Below are 23939 nucleotides of genomic sequence, written 5' to 3'. Positions count from 1 at the left end.
ATTTTGAAGGAGACTTACTTTATGACGTTAAGCAAATTCACATTTTCTTTATCTATCCTAACTCTCACACTTGGTTTAACTCAAACAGTACAAGCAATCGATTCTTGCCAGCTTCCACATAAAACAGCATTACCTCAATATGAATATACGTTAAATAAAGTAATGGAAGTAAATGGTCGACAAGGTATCACAACCGATGGTAAACACCTTTATGTGTCTGGTAGCACTACTCTCGCTAAATACGATATGAATGGTAAATTGCTTTATGAAAATAAAACCCCTTTCGTCGGTTATCAAAAAGAAGCTAATCACATCGGAGATATTGATATTTACAACAATGAATTGTATGTCTCATCTGAATGGTTTGCCGATGGTGTAGGTACTAATATCCAAATTGCAATTCATGATGCAGATACACTCGCATTAAAACGTGCGTTTGACTTTAATCCCGATTCAGGTCAGGTAGAAGTGTCAGGGATTACAGTAGATACTGTGAATAAAAGTATTTGGATGGCATCTTGGGTTGGTGAAGAGAGCGGTCGATATTTATACGAATATGATCTTGAAACTGGTAAATATAAACGCAAAGTACATTTACAACCTGTCCCACAATGGATTCAAGGGGTATTTGCGTATGAAGGGAAATTATACCTCACAGCTGATGACGGTACAGCAGATGAAAAAGAACATGATCATTTATATCGCGTCGAGATTTCAGATAAACATAATGAGGGGCGTGTTGTCTTAGAACGCACCTTAGATGATGTAAAAGATTATGGTGAAATTGAAGGATTAGTAGTTAATCCAATGACTAAACAAATGATTATCCATTCCAACCGTGGCAAACAAATTGTTTTAGGTATGCCAAAAGGCTTCTATCCTGGTTATGATCGTGAAATTAATGAGCTTTATTTCTACGATATGAAACCAAGATGTGAAAAATAATAACTTGATTAACAAGAGGACCTATCTATGAAATTAAAAGCAATCGCTACCGCAATTGCGGTTTCAACATTAGCGGCTTGTTCGAGCCAAACTATGATGAGTAGTAGTGACAAATTAATTATTGCTCACCGTGGTGCAAGTGGCTATTTACCTGAGCATACTCTTGAATCTAAAGCATTAGCATTTGGTCAAAAAGCCGATTATTTAGAACAAGATTTAGCGATGACCAAAGATAATCGCTTAATTGTCATTCACGATCACTTCTTAGATGGCTTAACTGATGTGGCAAAAAAATTCCCAAATCGAGCAAGAAAAGATGGTCGTTACTATGTAGTTGACTTCACATTAAAAGAAATTCAAAGCCTTGAAATGACCGAAAACTTCAAAATGGAAAACGGCAAACAAGTCCAAGTGTATCCAAACCGTTTCCCACTTTGGAAATCACATTTCCGTATCCATACTTTTGAAGAAGAAATCGAATTTATCCAAGGTTTAGAAAAATCTACTGGTAAAAAAATTGGTATCTACCCAGAAATCAAAGCACCTTGGTTACATCACCAAGAAGGCAAAGACATTGCAACTGCAACATTAAAAGTGTTGAAACAATACGGTTATGACACCAAAGACGATATGGTTTACCTACAAACCTTCGACTTCAATGAGTTAAAACGCATTAAAACAGAATTACTGCCAAAAATGGGCATGGACATTAAACTTGTTCAGTTAGTGGCATATACCGATTGGCACGAAACTGAAGAGAAAAATGCACAAGGCAAATGGGTGAACTACGATTACGATTGGATGTTCAAACCAGGCGCAATGGCTGAGGTGGCTAAATATGCTGATGGCGTTGGTCCAGGTTGGTATATGTTAGTTGATAAAGAAAAATCAAAAGTGGGCAACATTGTTTACACCCCATTAGTGAAAGAACTTGCTAACTACAAAATGGAACTTCATCCGTACACAGTGCGTAAAGATGCATTACCTGAATTCTTCACAGACGTGAATCAAATGTACGATGCATTATTAAATAAAGCAGGTGCAACAGGCGTGTTCACCGACTTCCCTGATACTGGCGTGGAGTTTTTGAAGAAACATAAATAATCGTGATTAAAGGTAGCAAAAGCAGTATTTAAATGTTACAGGAGGTACGAAAGAGCGGTCAATTTTTACAGTGTTTTTTATTGTTAAAAATGACCGCTTTTATTATGAGTAAAAAATAAACTAATCAGTATTTCAATTCGCATTTATCTTTCTACATTATCCTTTTAGGAGAATTCATATGGACAAATCACTCAAAGCCGCTTGTATTGGTGAATTTTTTGGCACAGCACTTCTGATTTTCTTTGGTGTAGGATGTGTCGCAGCCTTGAAAGTTGCAGGTGCAAATTTTGGACAATGGGAAATTAGTATTATGTGGGGAATGGGTGTAGCATTAGCTGTTTATGCTTCTGCAGGCTTATCTGGCGCACATTTAAACCCTGCCGTCACTATTGCGTTGTGGAAATTTGCTTGTTTTGATGGCAAAAAAGTCCTGCCATATATTGTGTCACAAGTTGCAGGTGCGTTTTTTGCCGCCGCTTTAGTGTATTTTCTTTATTACAATTTATTTATTGATTTAGAAACTACACAAAATATTGTTCGTGGTACCCCTGAAAGCTTATCTTTAGCTGGGACATTCTCTACTTATCCACATCCAAGTATCAGTGTTTTTCAAGCCTTTTTAGTTGAATTGGTGATCACTGCTGTTTTAATGGCATTAATTCTAGCCCTTACAGATGATGGCAATGGATTACCACGAGGACCTCTTGCACCTTTATTAATCGGAATTCTTATTGCAGTCATTGGTGGTGCAATGGGGCCTTTAACAGGTTTTGCTATGAACCCTGCTCGTGATTTTGGGCCAAAACTTTTCGCAAGTATGGCTGGTTGGGGTGAGCTTGCGATGACTGGTGGACGAGAAATCCCTTACGTATTAATCCCAATTATTGCTCCTGTAGTAGGAGCTCTTTTTGGTGGTTGGATTTATACCAAATTTGTGGGTAAAAACTTACCTTGTAATTGTAAATAATTCACGTTGATTAAAAAGGACAGATTATGACAGAGAAAAAATACATTATTGCTTTAGACCAAGGCACAACTAGTTCAAGAGCAGTACTACTTGATCACGATGCTAATGTTGTTGAAATTGCTCAACGTGAATTTACGCAAATTTATCCACAGGCTGGGTGGGTCGAACATAATCCGATGGAAATCTGGGCAACCCAAAGTTCAACATTAAATGAAGTGGTAGCGAAAGCAGGTATTACATCTGATCAAATTGTAGCGATTGGTATAACTAACCAACGTGAAACTACAATTGTCTGGGAAAAAGAAACAGGAAAACCTGTTTACAACGCTATTGTATGGCAATGCCGCCGTACTACGGATATTACCGATAAATTAAAAGAAGATGGATACGAAGACTATATCAGAAAAACCACGGGCTTGGTGGTGGATCCTTATTTTTCAGGTACTAAGGTCAAGTGGATTTTAGATAATGTAGAAGGTGCAAGAGAAAAAGCTGAGCGTGGTGAATTATTGTTTGGTACCGTGGATACGTGGTTAGTGTGGAAATTAACGCAGGGACGTGTGCACGTAACAGATTATACTAATGCCTCTCGTACAATGTTGTTTAATATCCGCACTCTACAATGGGATGAGAAAATGTTGGAGATTTTGGATATACCACGTTCAATGTTGCCAGAGGTACGTAATTCTTCAGAAATTTATGGACAAACGAATATTGGTGGAAAAGGCGGTGTACGTATTCCTGTAGCAGGTATTGCTGGAGATCAACAAGCTGCTCTTTATGGTCATCTCTGTGTTACCCCTGGGCAAGCGAAAAATACGTACGGTACAGGCTGTTTTATGTTGATGCATACTGGTGATAAAGCTGTACAGTCAAAAAATGGTTTATTAACGACAATTGCTTGTAATGCAAAAGGTGGACCTGCGTATGCTCTTGAAGGCTCTATTTTTATGGGTGGAGCATCTATCCAGTGGTTACGTGATGAACTTAAAATTGTCCACGATAGTTATGATTCCGAATATTTTGCGACTAAAGTGCCAGATTGTAATGGTGTTTATGTCGTGCCAGCCTTTACTGGATTGGGTGCACCATATTGGGATCCTTATGCACGAGGTGCTATTTTAGGGCTTTCTCGAGGAGCAAATCGCAACCATATTGTGAGGGCAACATTAGAATCCATTGCCTATCAGACTCGTGATGTATTAGAAGCAATGCAATCTGATTCAGGTGAAACATTAAGTACATTACGTGTTGATGGTGGCGCGACAGCAAATAACTTCTTGATGCAATTCCAAGCAGATATTTTAGCAACTAAAGTAGAAAGACCAAAAATTAAAGAGGTGACAGCATTAGGTGCAGCTTATCTTGCAGGGCTAGCGACGGGGTTCTGGAAAGATCTTGACGAATTACGTGATAAGGCAGCTATTGAGAAAACCTTTATTCCAGATGTTGATGAAGTAAAACGTAATCGTCGTTATAAAGGATGGAAAAAAGCAGTTAAACGAGCATTAGAATGGGAGAAAGATGAAGATTAACTCTGATTAAATAAGTAAAAAGAGCGGTTGATATTTCAGTATTATGTGGTAATTATAAAGACCGAAATACCATCTTCGCCATAGTAAAATATTGATACCCTTAATCCTGAAAAAAGTAAGGTTAAGGGTACTTATTTTGATTGGTTTCAACTACTTAATCGGTAAAAAATAAAGATAATTTAACAGGATGGCCTTTAAATTATTTCTTAATATTAAATAAATAATCAATAAAATATATATTTATTCATCATTCAGTAATAATTATAATTGTTTCCAACAAGTCGGCCGATTTGTTACAGATAAAGTATTTTTATTTTTAATGGAGAATGACTATGTCAAATCGTAAATTTCTTGAAGTTTTAACCCCAGAAAACAGCCAACTTATTTTTATTGATCACCAACCACAAATGGCATTTGGTGTTCAATCAATCGACCGCCAAACTTTAAAAAATAATGTGGTTGCATTAGCAAAATCAGCAAAAGTATTTAATATTCCAACAACAATTACTACTGTTGAAACTGAAGGTTTCTCTGGTCACACTTACCCAGAATTATTAGCGGTATTCCCTGATCACAAAATCCTTGAGCGTACTTCAATGAACTCTTGGGATGATCAAAACGTGCGTGATGCGTTAGCCGCAAATGGCCGTAAAAAAGTAATCGTTGCGGGTTTATGGACAGAAGTGTGTAACTTAAGTTTCGCTTTATGTGCAGCTTTAGAAGGCGACTATGAAATCTATATGGTTGCAGATGCATCAGGTGGTACTTCAGTAGAAGCACACAAATATGCGATGGATCGCATGACTCAAGCAGGCATTATTCCTGTAACTTGGCAACAAGTGTTACTTGAGTGGCAACGTGACTGGGCTAAGAAAGATACCTATGATGCAGTGCTTGATATCGTGAAAGAGCATTCAGGTGCTTACGGTATGGGTGTTGACTATGCTTATACAATGGTTCACAAAGCACCTGAGCGTGTTGAACATGGTGAGCGTATCGGTCCAAACCCTGCGAAATAATATCGCTTAAAATTTAACGCTTAATAAAGTGCGGTGTGATTTTGCAAAAATTTGTCAAAATCACGCCGCTTGTTTTATAGGTGATCGAATGAAACTTTATCTTCTCACATTTGGTGTGGGTGTCTTAGTTGGCGTCATCTATTATGCTTTAGATGTTCGCTCTCCTGCACCACCCATCGTGGCATTAGTCGGGCTGCTCGGAATTTTACTCGGCGAGCAAATGATCCCCGTCGCAAAACAGCTTTTTAAAGGCAATGATTTCGTGAATGCCTGCCACGCTACTCAAACAACGGAGCATGTTCTGGGTCAATTACCGGGTAAACATTCATTACACATAAAAGGAGAAAAGAATGACAGCACAAATTCCTGATCTCATTTTCTATAACGGAAAAATCACTACGCTTAATCGTGCACAACCTGTTGCTCAAGCGGTTGCGATCAAAGACGGCAAATTTTTAGCAGTGGGTAGCGATGCGGAAGTGATGCCACTTGCCACTGAAAAAACACGTTGTATCGACCTGAAAGGCAAGGGTGTTCTGCCAGGCTTATTTGATAACCATACCCACATTATTCGTGGTGGTTTGAATTACAACTTAGAATTACGTTGGGACGGCGTGCGTAGCCTTGCTGATGCAATGGCAATGCTCAAAGCGCAAGTGGATATTACGCCTGCTCCGCAATGGGTGCGTGTGGTCGGTGGTTTTACGGAACATCAATTCGTAGAAAAACGCCTGCCAACTATTCAAGAAATCAACGCTATTGCACCAGATACGCCAGTCTTTATTTTGCACCTTTATGATCGTGCACTATTAAATGGTGCAGCATTAAGAGCGGTGGGTTATACCAAAGATACGCCAAATCCTGTGGGCGGTGAAATTCTGCGTGATAGCAAGGGCAATCCAACGGGCTTATTATTGGCTAAACCGAATGCGATGATTTTATATTCAACCCTTGCTAAAGGACCAAAATTACCGTTTGAGTATCAGCTTAATTCTACTCGCCATTTTATGCGTGAACTTAACCGCTTGGGCGTAACGGGCGTGATTGATGCGGGCGGTGGTTTCCAAAACTATCCTGATGATTATGAAGTCATTCAAAAATTATCGGATGAAAATCAGCTCACGGTGCGTATTGCCTATAACTTATTTACGCAAAAGCCAAAAGAAGAGAAAGAAGACTTCTTACGTTGGACATCTTCGGTGAAATATAAGCAAGGTACAGACTATTTCCGTCACAATGGTGCGGGGGAAATGTTGGTGTTCTCAGCGGCAGACTTTGAAGACTTCCGTCAACCACGCCCAGATATGCCGCCTGAAATGGAAGGCGATTTGGAAGAAGTGGTGCGTATTCTTGCCGAAAACAAATGGCCTTGGCGTTTACATGCCACTTACGATGAAACCATTTCTCGTGCCTTAGATGTGTTTGAGAAAGTGAATAAGGATATTCCACTGCAAGGGATTAACTGGTTCTTTGACCATGCGGAAACCATTTCACAAAAATCCATTGACCGTATTGCTGAATTAGGCGGTGGCGTTGCCGTACAACATCGTATGGCATATCAAGGGGAATATTTTGTGGAGCGTTATGGCGCGGTTGCCGCAGAAGCAACACCACCAGTCAAACGCATTTTGGAAAGCGGTGTGAAAACATCAGCAGGGACAGATGCAACACGTGTAGCTTCCTATAACCCTTGGGTATCACTCTCTTGGCTTACTACAGGTAAAACCGTGGGTGGCACTCGTTTATATCCACAACGCAACTTACTTGATCGTGAAACCGCTCTGCGTATGTGGACGGAAAACGTCGCTTGGTTCTCCAATGAAGAAGGCAAACGTGGACGTATTGAAGTGGGGCAATTTGCTGATTTCATCGTACCAAGTAAAGATTACTTCACTGTTCCAGAAGATGAGATTTCTTTCTTAACCTCACATTTAACCGTTGTGGGTGGACGTATTGTGTTTGGTGATGGCGACTTTGCTTCTTTAGACGACAATCCACTTCCGCCAGCGATGCCAGATTGGTCACCAACTCGCAAATTTAAAGGCTTTGCGGCTTGGGGCGATCCTGAAGGTGCAGGTAAAAACTCACTTTCACCAATTCGCCAACAAGCCATTGCTAGCTGTGGTTGTGCAAGCTCTTGCGGATTACATGGACATGATCACGCAAAAGCTTGGGGATCATCTATTCCAAGTTCAGACTTAAAAAGTTTCTTCGGTGCATTAGGCTGTTCTTGTTGGATGGTATAAGTTAAGTGCGGTCGGTTTTGGGGGAATTTTAAATACAGCGTGCAAATTCTCCCCCAATTCCGACCGCTTGTTTTGGAGATAAAATGAGCGTATCAGAACAAAGCGGTTTTGCACCGCTAAAACAAAAGCTCTTCTTAGTGTTATGGATTGCCACCGTCTTGGGTAATGTGGGGAGCTTTATTCGAGATGTAGCAAGTGGCTGGTTAATTACCGATCTTTCTGCATCACCTGCTGCAGTTTCCCTTATTCAAGCAGCGACCACCTTACCGATTTTTCTACTCGCCATTCCTGCGGGCGTGATGGCGGATATTTTAGATAGACGCAAATTCCTTATTGGCATTCAATTTATCCTCGCATTTAGTAGCGCAAGCTTAATGTTCCTTTCTGCCACAGGTTTGCAATCCGTCACTACCTTAGTGTTATTCACCTTTATCGGTGGCGTTGGTGCTGCCTTAATGGCACCTACTTGGCAAGCCATTGTGCCGGAATTGGTTTCTCGTGCTGATTTAAAAAATGCCGTTGCACTCAATTCATTAGGCATCAACATTTCTCGTGCCATCGGGCCAGCTATTGGCGGTGTCGTCTTAGCCCAACTTGGTGCTTCGTTTGCCTATGGTATTGATGTAATCAGCTACGCTTTCGTGATTGCTGCCTTGATCTGGTGGAAACGTGCGAAAAAAGAAACGGACGAACTGGCAGAGAATTTCACAGGGGCATTTCGTGCAGGCTTGCGTTACGCCCATTCAAGCAAAGCATTGCATATCATCTTATTTAGAGCGATTTTCTTCTTCCTATTTGCCAGTGCGGTATGGGCGTTATTGCCTTTAGTCGCTCGCCAATTATTAGAAGGCACTGCAGGTTTTTACGGCATTTTATTAGCTGCTGTTGGCGTGGGAGCGATTATCGGCGCAGTTTTATTACCACGTTTAAGAAGACGCCTAAATTCCGACCAACTTTTACTCAGTGCAGCTATTCTCAGTGCCATTGTGATGGGCTTTTTAGCACTCTCACCACCAAAATGGACAGCAATTCCTGCTCTTTGCTTACTTGGTTTCGCCTGGATTACTGCCCTCACCACGTTAAACAGTGTTGCACAATCCATTTTACCTAACTGGGTACGTGGTCGCTCTTTAGCGATTTATTTAACCGTCTTCAATGGTGCAATGACGTTGGGTAGTTTAAGCTGGGGAGCGGTGGCACAATACATCGGCTTACCAAGCACCTTAGTGGTAGCGGGTGTTGCCTTAGTCATTGCTAATGCGTTGGCATACCGCAAAAAATTGCCACAGGGCGAAGATGATCTCAACCCGTCGAACCATTGGGAGCAACCGCATACCCATTCCGATGTGGCACTTGATCGCTCACCAGTCATGATTCAGGTGGAATACCAAATCAACCCAGAAAACCAATCGGCTTTCTTAAGCAAGTTACACCAATTTGCTGAACAACGCCGTAAAGATGGCGCTTATGCGTGGGGCGTATTGGAAGATGTGGAAAAACCAAATCATTTTATCGAATGGTTCTTTGTGGAAAGTTGGGCTGAGCATTTACGCCAGCACCATCGAGTTTCTCAAGCAGATGCTGATTTACAAGCAGAAGTCAATGCTTTCCACCAAGGCGATAAACCGAAAGTGAAGCATTTTGTCGGTGCGCAGAAAACGCATTAATCACAACTATTAAATAGAGCAAAGGCTTTGAGTCACTTGCTCTATTTTTATTCCATAATACCCCCCCATACTGTATTTATAAGACGGCATCCACATATTTTATGTGTCACCTTGCCAACGAATCGCTCATTTTTACTCTCTTTGATTTTTCGTTTAACTGACAAATAATACTAAGGTTTTATACTTATAAAAAATCCTTGTCAGTCGTTAAACTCACAAGGATTGTAGATTTTTAGTGCTATAAGTCTTTTGCAACAGCTACATAATGCTGAGAAATGTTAAACATTCTGACCGCACTTTATTCATATCTGATATTACTTCACTAACTCAAATTCAATCACCCAAAACTGCTCATCTTGCGGATAAATATCTTTAATCACCTGACGCAACTCTGATAATGTCATGTTTTCTTGCTGCGCATGTTGTTCTGACAAATTATCAAAATGAATTGGTGTCACCGATAGCACTTTGATGTTGGCAAAAAAGCGATCAGTCTCGTTAGTGTAAACCGCCAACACTTGATTTGGCTGAAAATACGATTCTGATTTATCACGGATGGTAATCGTTTTACAACTGGCTAGAATATCTTGTTCAAAGCGAGTAAAGAATGTGATTTTGTTCATATCCATATTATTTTCCTTACTTCTTCCAATTCTTCAATGCATCAGCAAAAGCATTGCCCATTGCATTGTTGCCAGCTGAGCGATCACGACCTTTTGTGGAAGGGTTGCTACGTGATTTTGTCGATAAAGTGCGGTCTGTTTTGTCGGAGTTTTTCACTGCACTTTCCTCTAAACGCATAGTTAGGGCAATACGTTTACGAGGCACGTCCACTTCAAGCACTTTCACTTTCACAATGTCGCCAGTTTTCACCACTTGGTGCGGATCTTCCACGAACTTATCAGAAAGTGACGAGATATGCACTAAACCGTCTTGATGTACACCGATATCCACAAAAGCACCAAAGTTAGTCACGTTGGTCACGGTGCCCTCTAAAACCATACCCGCTTTCAAGTCGCTGATTTCTTCCACGCCGTCCATAAAGGTCGCAGTTTTAAATTCACCACGCGGGTCACGACCCGGTTTTTCAAGCTCTTTGAAAATATCCTGTACGGTTGGTAAACCGAATTGGTCATCAATAAATTTTTTCGCATCAAGTTGACGAACAGCACTGGCATTGCCCATTAAATCTTGAATAGATTGTTCTGTGGCTTGTAGAATTTTTTCCACCACAGGGTAGGCTTCTGGATGCACGCCTGAAGCATCAAGTGGGTTTTTACCTTCTGCGATACGCATAAACCCTGCACATTGCTCGAACGCTTTCGGTCCTAAACGAGGCACTTTTTTCAGTTGCTCACGCGTGTCGAAACGCCCGTTTTCATCACGATAGGCAACAATATTTTGTGCGAGGGTTTTGGTCATTCCCGCGACTCGCGCCAATAATGGCACAGAGGCGGTGTTTAAATTCACGCCCACCGCATTCACGCAGTCTTCTACCACAGCATCTAATTTACGAGCTAATTGGCTTTGGTTTACATCGTGTTGATATTGTCCTACACCAATCGCTTTTGGTTCGATTTTAACTAACTCGGCTAATGGGTCTTGTAAACGACGAGCAATTGACACCGCACCACGCAAGGACACATCTAATTCTGGGAATTCTGCTGCTGCTAATTCAGAGGCGGAATAAACAGATGCACCCGCTTCGCTTACCACCACTGTTTGCGCTTGCCAGTCAGTGAATTGTTTCATAATGTCCTTGGCAAAGCGTTCTGTTTCACGAGAAGCCGTACCGTTACCAATCGCAATCAGCTCTACATTATGTTTTTTACCCAGCTGATAAATCGCCAGCGCAGCGCGTTCTACTTGTCCCGTATGTGGATAAACCGTATCCGTTGCCAGTAATTTACCAGTATTATCCACAACAGCCACTTTCACCCCAGTACGTAAACCCGGGTCTAAGCCCATTGTATTTTTTGCCCCAGCCGGTGCAGCCATTAAAAGTGCGGTTAAATTTCTGGCAAAAACATCGATGGCTTCTTCTTCCGCTTTTTCGCGCAAGCTGCCCATTAATTCTGTTTCTAAGTGCAATGCGACCTTGATTTTCCACGTCCAAGCAATCACTTGTTCACGCCATTTATCTGCGGGCTGTCCTGTAAAACGTACACCTAAATGTTGGCGGATAATTTCTTCACAGTAACTTTGACGTACGCTTTCTTCTTGTTCAGGATCAGCATTTAAACTTAATTGTAAGAAACCTTCATTGCGTCCACGGAACATCGCCAGTGCACGGTGTGAAGGTACATTTTTAAAGAGTTCTTGATGATCAAAATAGTCTTGAAATTTTGCACCCTCAGCCTCTTTGCCTTCTAAAACTTTTGAAACTAATACCGCACTTTGTTGTAAATAGCGGCGAACTTGCGCTAAAAGTGTCGCATCTTCGGCAAAACGCTCCATTAAAATGTATCTTGCTCCGTCTAATGCCGCTTTGCTATCTGCTACACCTTTTTCACTATCAACGAAAGAAAGAGCGGTCGTTTCTGGATCATTTTCTGGACTGTTCCAAAGTAAATCCGCCAATGGCTCAAGCCCTGCTTCAATCGCAACTTGCCCTTTAGTGCGGCGTTTTGGTTTGTAAGGGAGATATAAATCTTCTAATTCCGTTTTGCTTTGGACTTGCTGAATTTGGTTATGTAGTTCTTCGGTTAATTTGCCTTGCTCTTCAATGGATTTCAAAATGGTTTGACGACGATCTTCAAGCTCACGCAAATAAATTAAACGGGTTTCAAAGTGGCGTAGTTGGGTGTCATCTAGGCCACCAGTGACTTCTTTACGATAACGCGCAATAAATGGAATGGTGTTACCATTGTCTAAAAGTTGAATTGCGGCGAGAATTTGTTGTGGTTGAACGCTAAGTTCTGTTGCAATAATTTGGCTAATTTGTTGATTAAGCATAATTTTTTAAAACTGAGAAGAATATAAAGACAATAAAAGCGAGCTAAGCCCGCTTTTATAAGGAATTAATGTACCACATTACAAGCGATAGGTTTTGCTTGATTATCGGTTACTGCGAAGATTTGGTTGCTGTTTTTGTTTGCTAAATAAAGTACACCGCTTAAACAGAATAGGCTTTGTTCGCCAACTATTCCAACAAGAGCTGGATTGTTTATATCAAATGCTTTGAACGTTGTTGCTACAGGGCTACCTGCTGGTGCAGTTAATGGTTGTAAATTTTTGCCTGCATCTGCTTGCGCTGGGGTTTGTGCGTGTGCTTCTGTTGGGGTTAACACTTCACTTAATAAATAACCTGCTGCTGCACCGGTTGCAAAACTTGCTAAGCGATTTCCTTGGTTCGCTGCTGGTGCTTTTGCCGCTGCTGCATTAATTGCTTGTTGGTTAAAAGTCGCATCAGGTTGTTGGGCATTTTGTTGCTGCTGTTGTTGAGTTTGTTTCACTGGCGCAGGCTTAGTTGCCACTGGGCGAGATGGGCCTAATGAACGGCCACCACGACCGCCTTTTGCCTCACTAATTGCTGTTATCGATAATGCTAATATCGCAGTTAAGGTAATAATTTTTTTCATTTAAGTTCCTTGTTGTGTATTGAATTTTTATCAGTCACGAAATATGCATTATACATAAATGGACAAAATAAAAAATAGTTAGCACTTTTTAGCCCGATGGTACGTAATGAGGTACAATAACAACAATCATTTTTTATGCTGGTGGACATTATGGTAAAGTCAAATTACATCACTCGTACAGGTTGGAATGCGCTTGATCAAGAGCTTAAATTTTTATGGAAAGATGAACGCCCAAAAGTGACTCAAGCAGTATCTGATGCGGCAGCATTAGGGGATCGCAGTGAAAATGCAGAATATATTTATGGTAAACGTCGTTTGCGTGAGATTGATCGCCGTGTGCGTTTTTTAATGAAGCGTTTGGAAGTTCTACAGATTGTGGATTACAACCCAAAACAAGAGGGAAAAGTCTTTTTTGGGGCGTGGGTCGCATTAGAAAATGAAGAAGGTGAGGAAAAGCAATATCGTATTGTCGGTTGTGATGAATTTGATCCAGCTAAGAACTGGATTTCTATTGATTCACCTGTGGCGCGAGCATTAATTGGTAAAGCCGTTGATGATGAAATAAAAGTCAATACGCCATCAGGGGTTGTGATATTTTATGTCAATCGAATTTGGTATGAAAAAGGGTAGCAATTTTTGCTTTAGTATAAAGAGTATGGTTCTTTCGATAAGTTTTTTATAAAAAAGACCAAGCCAGAAGCTCGGTCTTTTGTTTTCCAGTATAGAAAATTATTTTTTAGCCCCGATTGGTAAAATTTCACGACCATAAGAGTCGATTAGCATTTCCGCTGCAGCTAAATAGAATGCACACAGTGCAGTGATTAAACCTAAGTATCCACCTATGTTTACGATGCTGTGGTTGCCAGTTGCATCACCGATCGCTAATGCGTAGAACGTTAAGGTTAAGAAGAAGAAAATTGCTTGTAATGCGCGTGGTTTACTGAATGATGCTAAGAACATCATTAATGTGAAAGTTCCCCAAACCGCTAAATACCAACCAACGAATGCTGCCGGTGTGTTGCCTTTGAAGAAGACTACAAATAAGGCCCAGGACCACCAAAATGCACCATAGCTGATGAATGCAGTGAAACCAAAAGTATTACCTTTTTTGAATTCAAACATACCAGCAACCATTTGTGCGGTACCACCGAAAGCAAATGCCATACCAAGCACGATACCAAGACTTTCAGTATCAAAGAATCCGCCATTAATTAAGCATAGTAACCATGTTGTTAAAGCAAAACCACATAAGCCTAATGGACCTGGATTTGCGTATTTATCTTTTGATGATGACATAAAAAAGTTTCCTTTAGAGTTAATAAAATCACCTTTTGAAAAGGTGCGATAGTATCCACTATCTTGGCGTAGAAATAAAGAGGGCAAAGCAAAAATATTGTATATAAAATATACACTTCAAAAAAAGTTGATCTAAGTCACAAATAGGCTTGATTTTCTCGATTGTACTACTTTTTAAGTAGATAAATGACTATAATTTTTTCAGTTTAAAAATTTAATTTTTATAAATATTAGGAGAAATTATTATGAGTCATACTGCTGAAAATAATATCAGTCCTGCACAAGCGGAAGTGAATGCACTAGTTGAAAAGGGATTAGTAGCATTAGAGGAATTTCGTCAACTCGATCAACAACAAGTAGATTATATCGTTGCGAAAGCCTCTGTTGCTGCGCTAGATCAACACGGTGTGTTAGCAATGCACGCTTATGAAGAAACAGGTCGTGGTGTGTTTGAAGACAAAGCAACGAAAAACCTGTTTGCGTGTGAATATGTCGTCAATAATATGCGCAATCTGAAGACAGTAGGCGTAATCAGTGAAGATGATGTCACTGGTATCACTGAAATTGCTGATCCTGTCGGTGTTGTTTGCGGTATAACACCAACGACTAACCCAACTTCCACTGCCATTTTCAAAGCCCTCATTTCTCTCAAAACTCGTAACCCAATCGTCTTTGCTTTTCACCCTTCTGCACAACAATGTTCTGCTCATGCTGCTCGTGTTGTTTATGAGGCGGCTGTTGCGGCTGGTGCGCCAAAAAACTGTATCCAATGGATTGAAAACCCATCAATGGAAGGCACTGCTGCATTAATGAAACACCCAGGTATTGCAACGATTCTTGCAACAGGTGGTAATGCAATGGTAGAAGCAGCCTATTCTTGTGGAAAACCTGCATTAGGTGTAGGGGCGGGTAATGTGCCTGCATACGTTGAAAAAACGGCTGATATCAAACAAGCAACGCATGATATTGTGATGTCAAAAGCTTTTGATAACGGGATGATTTGTGCGTCTGAACAAGCTGCAATTGTTGATCAGGAAGTGTACGATGAATTTGTGGCAGAAATGAAATCTTACGGTGTTTACTTTGTTACTAAAAAAGAAAAAGCGATGTTAGAAGAATTCATTTTTGGCGTAAAAGCGAATAGTGCAAACTGCGGTGGTGCAAAATTAAATGCCAATGTAGTAGGTAAACCCGCTACTTGGATTGCTGAACAAGCTGGCTTTAAAGTGCCAGAAAAAACCAACATTCTTGCGGCAGAATGTAAAGAAGTGGGCGAAAAAGAGCCATTAACACGTGAAAAATTATCACCTGTGTTAGCGATTTTAAAATCTACCTCAACTGAAAACGGCTTTGAACTTTCAGAAGCAATGGTGAATTTCCATGGTTTAGGTCACTCTGCGGCAATTCACACTAAAGATGCAGCTATTGCGAAAGCGTATGGTGATCGTGTAAAAGCGATTCGTGTGATCTGGAATTCACCTTCAACTTTCGGTGGTATCGGTGATGTGTATAACTCTTTCCTTCCATCTCTCACCCTTGGTTGTGGTTCTTACGGTAAAAACTCCGTAGGCAATAACGTAAGTGCGGTCAATTTATTAAATATTAAACGAGTGGGAAGACGGAGAAATAATATGCAATGGTTCAAAGTGCCTTCAAAAATCTATTTTGAACGCGACTCAATCCAATATTTACAATCAATGAAAGGTATGGAGCGCGTGGTTATTGTGACCGATCGCACGATGGTGGATTTAGGTTTCGTCGAAAAAATCGCAAAACAAATTACCGCTCGTGGCAATCACGTTACTTACCAATTATTTGCTGATGTTGAGCCAGACCCATCAATCGAAACTGTTCGTCGTGGTGCTGAGTTAATCCGCAATTACCAACCAGATACAATTATTGCATTAGGTGGTGGTTCAGCAATGGATGCTGCAAAAGTGATGTGGTTATTCTATGAACAACCAGAAGTGGACTTCCGTGATTTAGTACAGAAATTTATGGATATCCGTAAACGTGCGTTCAAATTCCCACAATTAGGTCGTAAAGCGCGCTTTGTTGGTATTCCAACCACATCGGGTACAGGTTCTGAAGTGACTCCATTTGCGGTAATCACTGAAGGCGATAAAAAATACCCAATCGCAGATTATTCATTAACGCCAACAGTGGCAATTGTTGATCCTGCATTCGTAATGAGCGTGCCTGCACACGTTGCCGCAGACACGGGGTTAGACGTATTAACCCACGCAACCGAAGCTTATGTGTCAGTACTTGCTAACGACTTTACAGACGGCTTAGCCCTACAAGCGATTAAATTAGTGTTTGAACATTTAGAACGCTCGGTGAAAGAGAAAGATCCTGAGTCGCGTGAAAAAATGCACAATGCTTCGACAATGGCGGGTATGGCATTTGCAAACGCATTCTTAGGTATGAATCACTCACTTGCCCACAAAATTGGTGGCCGTTTCCACACACCTCACGGCCGTACCAATGCAGTATTAATGCCGCATGTGATTCGCTATAACGGTACTCGTCCACAAAAAACCGCAACGTGGCCGAAATATAACTACTACAAAGCAGATGTGAAATACCAAGACATCGCACGTATGTTAGGTTTACCTTGTTCAACACCAGAAGAAGGCGTGAAATCTTTCGCGAAAGCGTGCTACGACTTAGCCGTACGTGTGGGTATCAAAATGTCTTTCAAAGAGCAAGGCATTGATGAAAAAGAATGGATGGATGCACGTCGTCAAATCGCATTACTCGCATTTGAAGACCAATGCTCACCTGCTAACCCTCGCTTACCAGTGGTTGCTGATATGGAAGTGATTTTAACCAATGCTTACAATGGTTATGAGGAAGGGTTGTATTAATGCCTAAATAATAAAAAAATGAACCGCACTTTTGCTAGTTCAGTAGAAGTGCGGTTATTTTTTGCAAAATTTTTGCTTAAAATATCGATATAATCAATTTTACATCCACCAAAAATCGCTTTATCCTTTTGCATTACATTTATTCAACTAGCCTTATCCACTAAGGAAATTCTAATGAACAATAAAACAATGTATATTGGATTGGCTTTTGTCGCATTACTGACTGTTATTGTTGATATGCTCGCCAAAAGTGCATTTGCAATAAATGCAAAACTCAGTGCCCTTACCATCGCTATTCTACTTGGTATCCTCTTAGGCAATACGCTTTACCCCAAAATTTCACAACATACTTCACAAGGTGTGATGTTCGCAAAAGGCACTTTATTGCGCTTAGGGATTATTTTGTATGGTTTCCGCCTAACCTTTCAAGATATTAGCGCCGTAGGTGTTAATGCTATCGCCACAGATGCGATTATGTTAATCAGTACTTTTGCTCTTACTGTTTGGCTTGGACTTCGTTATTTAAACATGGATAAACAAATTGTTTATTTAACTGCAGGTGGCTGTAGTATTTGTGGTGCGGCCGCGATTATGTCAATGCAACCTGTGACAAAAGCAGAGTCACATCAAGTGTCAGTTTCTGTCGCTGTAATTGTCATTTTCGGTACGATCTCCATGTTTTTATATCCAGCAATGTATCCTTATCTTGCAAGTTGGTTAAGTGAGCATCAATTTGGTATTTATATTGGCTCGAGTGTACACGAAGTTGCCCAAGTTTATGCAGCAGGCGGTAACATCAGTTCAGCCGTTGCGGATACAGCAGTTATATCAAAAATGATCCGTGTAATGATGCTTGCACCATTTTTACTCTTTATTTCTTGGTTACTCACGAAACAAAGTGATAATCCACAAAGCAATAAAATCACGATTCCTTGGTTTGCCTTTCTATTTATTTTAATGGCAGTTATTAACTCTTTCTCACTCATTCCTGCTCATATTGTAAAGTGGATTGTACAAATTGACGGGCTATTACTCATCGCGGCGATGACGGCTCTAGGTTTAACCACTCACATTAGTGCCATTAAACAAGCAGGTATCAAACCGCTTATTTTAGGCACACTAGTACTATGCTGGTTAGTAATTGGTGGATTTTTTGTCAATATGGGAATAAGTCAGCTGTTGTAAACACAGCCATACTAAAGAATAATTTATTTTATTGTACTTTGAGTAAACTATATTTAGAAAGGCTAGCGATTCATATAATCTTATTGCCTATTATCTAAATTAAGAAGAATACACGAATATAGGATAAATTATTTAAAAAATAATAAAGCGGTATGCTTTGTAAAATATTAAATATACCGCTTTTACCTAATTTAATGTGTAAGAATAAATAATGACGACACTCACTAAGTACATGTATCTATGGTATTTGAACGATACCAAAATTAGAATATAGCTCTATAAGTTTAGATTCAGTTACTGACTGAGCATCAATAGATGTACTTTGTGAGAAAAATACAGCCATTTCATTAATCAAATGATCAAGCTGATGATTATTTAATTTCATGCCATCTCTGGCTTCAATAGTTTCTATTTGAAATGATCTATTTTTCCATCCTTTAACTGTTATATTGTCATTTTTATCGATGAAAGAAATTTTTAAATCCCCTTGTTCTAAACTTAATAGCATTTTTCTTATATCGATGTTATCATCAAAAATGATTCTATCATTACCATTATTATCAATAATTACATCCTCACCAAAGTTATTACTAAAATAATAAGTGTCATTCCCGGTAGCGCCATAAAGCATATCGTTACCTAAACCACCAAATAACTGATCATTCCCCTCCCCTGCTTCAAGCTTATCATTTCCTTCTGCACCCTCTAAAATATCATTTCCAGCTTCGCCATATAGAAAGTCATCACCCTCACCACCATTTAAAGTATCGTCGCCCTGCTGTCCATAAAGTACATCATTACCAGAACCACCAGATAATTGATCATTACCATATCCAGCTTCCAATCTATCATTTCCTTCTGCACCCTCTAAAATATCATTTCCGGCTTCGCCATATAGAAAGTCATCACCTTCACCACCATTTAAAGTATCGTCGCCCTGCTGTCCATAAAGTACATCATTACCAGAACCACCAGATAATTGATCATTACCATATCCAGCTTCCAGTCTATCATTTCCTTCGGCGCCCTCTAAAATATCATTTCCAGCTTCGCCATATAGAAAGTCATCACCCTCACCACCATTTAAAGTATCGTCGCCCTGCTGTCCATAAAGTACATCATTACCAGAACCACCAGATAATTGATCATTACCATATCCAGCTTCCAATCTATCATTTCCTTCTGCACCCTCTAAAATATCATTTCCGGCTTCGCCATATAGAAAGTCATCACCTTCACCACCATTTAAAGTATCGTCGCCCTGCTGTCCATAAAGTACATCATTACCAGAACCACCAGATAATTGATCATTACCATATCCAGCTTCCAGTCTATCATTTCCTTCTGCACCCTCTAAAATATCATTTCCAGCTTCGCCATATAGGAAATCATTTCCAATACCTCCATTTATATAATCATTACCTTCTTGCCCAAAAAGTCGATCATCCCCTAAATCACCAAATAAGTGATCATTACCATTTTTTCCTTCTAAAATATTATTATGGGCATTTCCATAAAGATAGTTATCTTGACTATTTCCAATAACTTTAATGGCTTTATCCATTAACCTTACAGAATTCGGTAACTCATCTGCTAAAGCCAAATCTTTATTGACTAATAATGTATTTTCAGAAACATTATACTGTATTGTTTTTGATAAATTGGTAATTATATTTTGTTCTGAATCATAAATAAAAACGTCATCACCATTAAAATATCTTAATAAGCTATTTTTAAATTCATTAAATTTTTCTTTTATCGAATTTATATTATCTCTTTCCGAAAAATAGTAAGAGGTATATCCTACAGTAATGGCAATTATTCCAGCCGAAATAATTGGCATAGAAGTTGTTAGTGAAAGTGCAGTTAGGAAACTTGTCAGAAGTCTATTTGCTGTCCAACCAGCTAAAAATCCTGCACTAAGTTGCTCAAGAAACTCTTCTAGTGGTTTCCAATCATCTTTTTCGATCGCTATATCTACATAATGTAAGAGTTGCCCCCCACTAATTATTTTCTCCGTTAACCCAAAATATTTAGATATCTCTATTAAAATGGTTGCCCTTCGCATATTCAAATCATATAGATTGTGTTTATCTACAACCTTTTCGAGATAGTTATTATATTTTTTTTGAAGTCTATGATAAATGGATTTCTTATTTCTTTCTAAGATTCTCCTTGCTTCTTCAGGTGTTAAAGAAGATATTTTTTTTATATCTTCTGCTATTTTTTTAGCAGCATGATCAAAATGAGTTGCTGAGTCATGAGAAAAATTAGAAAATATATCGTAAGTCAAACTAGAATATTCAAACACATCTAAAAACTCTTCATCAGTTATTGGAACTATTTTCTGAGAAGTTTCTTTGTGTGAAGAAAAACTATTAGTTAGAGAATTATTTTTTGCATTTTCATCATCATGATCAGCATCTTCAAAATCATCTAAACATCCACTAGGAGTATCTGCTGCAATACAAGTAATTTCATTTAGCTCTATATGACTCATAAACCACTCTTATTTTTTATTCACTATCTTAAATTAAATATTATTTATATAACTAATATCTTTTTATATTACAAGTTAAAACTCACTAATTAACTGATATCAAATTTATTTATTAAGTGTATTATAAAGAAAGATGGTGAACATATTAGTATACAATAAATACCTGATGCAATTATCGCATATCCTAATCTAAAACTATCATATCTTTCACTCAACCCTGAACTAACACCTTGAGGAACATAAACGTTATATAAAAAAAATGCCATAAGTATTAAATATACTGTTACAACATAAATGCCTTTCAAATTACACTTAAAAAAAGAATCAACATGCCGTTTATCAAATAAAATATAAAATAATATATAAATAACATTGGCAATAGGAATAGTTAATCCCATATAATTTCCTATTACTTTAGCAGAAAACGGAAATTTTTTTGACTGAACAAAAATATCACCAAAAAGAAATTGGTCCAGATATTTATTTAATGAAAGGTAAAATGGTGTATCTGGATACGAAGGTAAAGTAAAAGCAAGAATAAAAATCGGTAAGACCCAAAAAAAAGCTGAGGTATAATAAAATTTTTCAGTAAACTTTAACTCACAATAACTACTTAAAAATGTTTTCATTTTTAAATCCTAATTATTAAATAAAATTTATGTTCATTATTGAACAATATTTATACTAAATTAAAATAATAAAATCAATGATTCACCTATAAAAGAGTAGTCTGTTTTTGAGAAATTTTTTAGCTTTCTAACCAATTTCGTAAGAGTTGTTCACCATATTCTGTCATGAAGGATTCAGGGTGGAATTGAACACCGTAAATCGGTAGAGATTTGTGTTGAAATGCCATAACAACCTCTTCGGAACAATGGGCTGTGATAGTAAGAGAATCTGGGAAAGATTGCTCACGAATCGCCCAAGAATGGTATAAGCCAATTTGAAATTCTAAGGGAAGCCCTTCAAATAAAGGCGAATTTGACCGCACTTTCAAACGCTGAATTCGCCCATGGCGTACTTTATCTAAATTATATAGTTCGCCACCAAAAAATTCACACAGGGTTTGGTGACCTAAACACACGCCTAAAATCGACTTAGTTTGATAATATTTGGCTAACATTGCAAATAATTGAGGATAAGCACGAGGTACGTCAGGGCCAGGCGAAATCAGAATATGACTATAATTCTCTACCTTAGATAGGTCCAATTCTTGCACATTAACCACCTCAAAAGGCACTGTTAATCGACGAATTAAATCTACTAAGTTATATGTAAAAGAATCTTGATTATTAATAATAAGCAGCCGTTTCATATCCATACTATATCCTGTTAAGAAGAAAGCAAAGTATAAAGGAAAAAGCGGATTTTTGTCTGATTTTCCGTTACACTTCCACTTATTTTTTAATCACAGATAAATCTATGTGTTTTCATTCTTTTATTCAACAAGCCAATCAATATGGTAAACAACGCCAACCGTTTTTTTTCCTGATTGATTTTGAACAGCAACAACCGATAATTTGCCCGTTAGAGCAAGCGGCTGACTTTGGGTTGTTTTTTGAAATTCGAGGTCAGCAGAATGTGAATTGGCAGGCGGAAACACCTTGCAAGCCTTTTGAGTTGCAGAAATTTCCAATGGCAAAAGTGGATTATCAGCGTGGCTTTGACTTGGTGCAAAAAGAGTTGCAAAAAGGCAATTCCTATTTGTTGAATTTAACCTATCCTACTGAAATTCATATTAATTTTAGTCTTGCACAGATTTTTCAACAAACTACCGCACCTTATAAGTTGTATTATCGTGATCATTTCGTGTGTTTTTCGCCAGAGTGTTTTGTCAATATTCATCATAATCAAATTTATACTTACCCGATGAAAGGCACCATTGATGTCGCGTTGCCAGAGGCGGAAAAACGCTTGTTAGATTCTGAAAAAGAACGCCAAGAACATTACACTATTGTAGATTTAATGCGTAATGATTTGGCAACAGTCGCAGAGAAAGTTGAAGTGACTCGTTTTCGTTATGTGGAAAAAATTCATACACAAAAAGGTGCGATTTTGCAGACAAGTTCAGAGATTCGTGGTGATCTTACTGAGAATTGGCAGGCGCGTATAGGCACGATTTTAGCCACATTATTGCCTGCAGGGTCGATTAGTGGCGCACCAAAAGAGAAAACGGTACAAATTATTCAAGCTGCTGAACAACATTCTCGTGGTTATTACACGGGGATTTTTGGCATTTTCGATGGTGAGTCGCTACAAAGTGCGGTGGCAATTCGTTTTATTGAGCAAGTGGGCAAGAAATATCTCTTCCGCAGTGGTGGTGGTATTACAATTCTCAGTGATCTAGAAGACGAGTACCAAGAGTTGATTCAAAAAGTCTATGTGCCAGTAGGATAATCGATGACATTTCCTTTATTTGAAACTATTGCCATTGTGAACGGTGAGATTCAACAGCTTGCTTGGCATCAGAAGCGTTATGAGACAAGCCTAGCGAAGTTTTATGGCAAAAATGTGGCGAAAGTTCACGATCTTGCTAGAATTATTCAAATTTCGACCGCACTTGAGCAAGCTCAGTATTCACCGATAATTCGTTGTCGAGTAGATTATAATCAGCAAGCTTACCAAGTGCAGTATTTTGCCTATCAACGAAAAACTTACCGCACTTTTCAGCCCGTAATTTGTGATGAGATTGAATACGGATTGAAATATGCTGATCGGACTGATTTGAACCAATTATTACAGCAAAAAGGCGACTGCGATGAGATTATGATCATCAAGCAAGGTAAGGTGACAGATTGTAGCATTGGCAATTTGGTTTTTCGCCAAGGTGAACAGTGGTTTACTTCTGATACACCGTTGTTAGCTGGCACGCAACGGGCTAAATTGTTAGCCGAGAATAAAATTCAACAATGTACGATTTTACTCGAAGATGTGGCAAATTTTGACGAAATTCGTTTAATTAATGCGTTAAACCCACTGTAAATTTTCGTTCAAGAGCGTACAATAACAGCACTTTTCTAATCA

The 23939-nt window shown here is 39.0% G+C and carries 20 protein-coding genes; 13 read left to right on the top strand and 7 right to left on the bottom strand.

Going from position 1 to position 23939, the window contains the following annotated elements:
* The first annotated feature begins 21 nt into the window (after positions 1-21).
* The 8 genes from CKV78_RS08730 to CKV78_RS08695 all read left to right on the top strand — a co-directional run bounded on the left by CKV78_RS08730 (position 22) and on the right by CKV78_RS08695 (position 9483).
* Positions 22-945 carry a hypothetical protein gene (locus tag CKV78_RS08730; protein ID WP_032855453.1) on the top strand — a complete coding sequence of 308 codons (924 nt, stop codon included), beginning with the start codon at positions 22-24 and terminating at the stop codon, positions 943-945.
* Positions 946-972: 27 nt separating this feature from the next.
* Positions 973-2049, top strand: a complete 1077-nt coding sequence (gene glpQ / locus CKV78_RS08725; RefSeq protein ID WP_005763970.1) for a glycerophosphodiester phosphodiesterase — start codon at positions 973-975, stop codon at positions 2047-2049.
* A 178-nt stretch (positions 2050-2227) separates the two neighbouring features.
* The gene (locus CKV78_RS08720) at positions 2228-3016 is read left to right on the top strand and encodes an MIP/aquaporin family protein (RefSeq protein WP_005763968.1); all 789 of its coding nucleotides are present in this window, start codon (positions 2228-2230) and stop codon (positions 3014-3016) included.
* 26 nt (positions 3017-3042) lie between these two features.
* The gene (glpK, locus tag CKV78_RS08715) at positions 3043-4551 is read left to right on the top strand and encodes a glycerol kinase GlpK (RefSeq protein ID WP_005763966.1); all 1509 of its coding nucleotides are present in this window, start codon (positions 3043-3045) and stop codon (positions 4549-4551) included.
* Positions 4552-4883: 332 nt separating this feature from the next.
* Entirely contained in the window at positions 4884-5570 is a 687-nt protein-coding gene (locus tag CKV78_RS08710; RefSeq protein WP_032855452.1) for a hydrolase, read from the top strand.
* A gap of 88 nt (positions 5571-5658) precedes the next feature.
* Positions 5659-5940, top strand: a complete 282-nt coding sequence (locus CKV78_RS08705; RefSeq protein ID WP_032855451.1) for a DUF1427 family protein — start codon at positions 5659-5661, stop codon at positions 5938-5940.
* Complete coding sequence (locus tag CKV78_RS08700; protein WP_005763960.1) at positions 5921-7816, top strand: amidohydrolase; 1896 nt, start codon at positions 5921-5923, stop codon at positions 7814-7816. Before CKV78_RS08705 ends, CKV78_RS08700 begins: the two co-directional genes overlap by 20 nt.
* A gap of 83 nt (positions 7817-7899) precedes the next feature.
* Positions 7900-9483 carry an MFS transporter gene (locus tag CKV78_RS08695; RefSeq protein WP_005763958.1) on the top strand — a complete coding sequence of 528 codons (1584 nt, stop codon included), beginning with the start codon at positions 7900-7902 and terminating at the stop codon, positions 9481-9483.
* A gap of 314 nt (positions 9484-9797) precedes the next feature.
* On the opposite strand, the gene yqfB is transcribed toward CKV78_RS08695, so the two are convergent.
* The 3 genes from yqfB to CKV78_RS08680 all read right to left on the bottom strand — a co-directional run bounded on the left by yqfB (position 9798) and on the right by CKV78_RS08680 (position 13064).
* Positions 9798-10112 carry a N(4)-acetylcytidine aminohydrolase gene (yqfB, locus tag CKV78_RS08690; RefSeq protein ID WP_005763957.1) on the bottom strand — a complete coding sequence of 105 codons (315 nt, stop codon included), beginning with the start codon at positions 10110-10112 and terminating at the stop codon, positions 9798-9800.
* Between the two features lie 10 nt (positions 10113-10122).
* Positions 10123-12438 carry a Tex family protein gene (locus CKV78_RS08685; protein WP_005763955.1) on the bottom strand — a complete coding sequence of 772 codons (2316 nt, stop codon included), beginning with the start codon at positions 12436-12438 and terminating at the stop codon, positions 10123-10125.
* A gap of 65 nt (positions 12439-12503) precedes the next feature.
* Positions 12504-13064 (bottom strand): hypothetical protein, encoded by a 561-nt coding sequence (locus CKV78_RS08680; RefSeq protein WP_005763953.1) that lies wholly within the window; start codon positions 13062-13064, stop codon positions 12504-12506.
* A gap of 150 nt (positions 13065-13214) precedes the next feature.
* Here CKV78_RS08680 and greB point away from each other — a divergent pair, with 150 nt between their 5' ends.
* Positions 13215-13694 (top strand): transcription elongation factor GreB, encoded by a 480-nt coding sequence (gene greB / locus CKV78_RS08675; protein ID WP_032855450.1) that lies wholly within the window; start codon positions 13215-13217, stop codon positions 13692-13694.
* Between the two features lie 99 nt (positions 13695-13793).
* On the opposite strand, the gene CKV78_RS08670 is transcribed toward greB, so the two are convergent.
* Positions 13794-14360: an acetate uptake transporter gene (locus tag CKV78_RS08670; protein ID WP_005763949.1), complete on the bottom strand. Its 567-nt coding sequence runs from the start codon at positions 14358-14360 to the stop codon at positions 13794-13796.
* A 245-nt stretch (positions 14361-14605) separates the two neighbouring features.
* On the opposite strand from CKV78_RS08670, the gene adhE reads away from it, so the two are divergent.
* Complete coding sequence (gene adhE, locus CKV78_RS08665) at positions 14606-17230, top strand: bifunctional acetaldehyde-CoA/alcohol dehydrogenase (RefSeq protein WP_005763947.1); 2625 nt, start codon at positions 14606-14608, stop codon at positions 17228-17230.
* A gap of 174 nt (positions 17231-17404) precedes the next feature.
* Positions 17405-18415: a YeiH family putative sulfate export transporter gene (locus CKV78_RS08660; protein ID WP_005763943.1), complete on the top strand. Its 1011-nt coding sequence runs from the start codon at positions 17405-17407 to the stop codon at positions 18413-18415.
* A 238-nt stretch (positions 18416-18653) separates the two neighbouring features.
* Here the strand turns inward: CKV78_RS08660 and CKV78_RS08655 are convergent, their stop codons facing one another.
* The 3 genes from CKV78_RS08655 to CKV78_RS08645 form a co-directional block, all read right to left on the bottom strand.
* Entirely contained in the window at positions 18654-20915 is a 2262-nt protein-coding gene (locus tag CKV78_RS08655) for a calcium-binding protein (RefSeq protein WP_095075301.1), read from the bottom strand.
* A gap of 89 nt (positions 20916-21004) precedes the next feature.
* Positions 21005-21544, bottom strand: coding sequence for a hypothetical protein (locus CKV78_RS08650; protein WP_005763937.1), 540 nt, complete (start codon positions 21542-21544; stop codon positions 21005-21007).
* Between the two features lie 119 nt (positions 21545-21663).
* Positions 21664-22230 carry an anthranilate synthase component II gene (locus tag CKV78_RS08645; protein ID WP_032855510.1) on the bottom strand — a complete coding sequence of 189 codons (567 nt, stop codon included), beginning with the start codon at positions 22228-22230 and terminating at the stop codon, positions 21664-21666.
* A gap of 107 nt (positions 22231-22337) precedes the next feature.
* On the opposite strand from CKV78_RS08645, the gene CKV78_RS08640 reads away from it, so the two are divergent.
* Positions 22338-23312, top strand: coding sequence for an aminodeoxychorismate synthase component I (locus CKV78_RS08640; RefSeq protein ID WP_005763933.1), 975 nt, complete (start codon positions 22338-22340; stop codon positions 23310-23312).
* A 3-nt stretch (positions 23313-23315) separates the two neighbouring features.
* Positions 23316-23897 carry an aminotransferase class IV family protein gene (locus tag CKV78_RS08635; protein WP_005763931.1) on the top strand — a complete coding sequence of 194 codons (582 nt, stop codon included), beginning with the start codon at positions 23316-23318 and terminating at the stop codon, positions 23895-23897.
* Positions 23898-23939 lie beyond the last annotated feature (42 nt).

This window comes from Pasteurella dagmatis (genome assembly GCF_900186835.1).
GTDB classification, from domain to species: domain Bacteria; phylum Pseudomonadota; class Gammaproteobacteria; order Enterobacterales; family Pasteurellaceae; genus Pasteurella; species Pasteurella dagmatis.
This window is presented reverse-complemented; position numbering and strand designations above follow the sequence as displayed.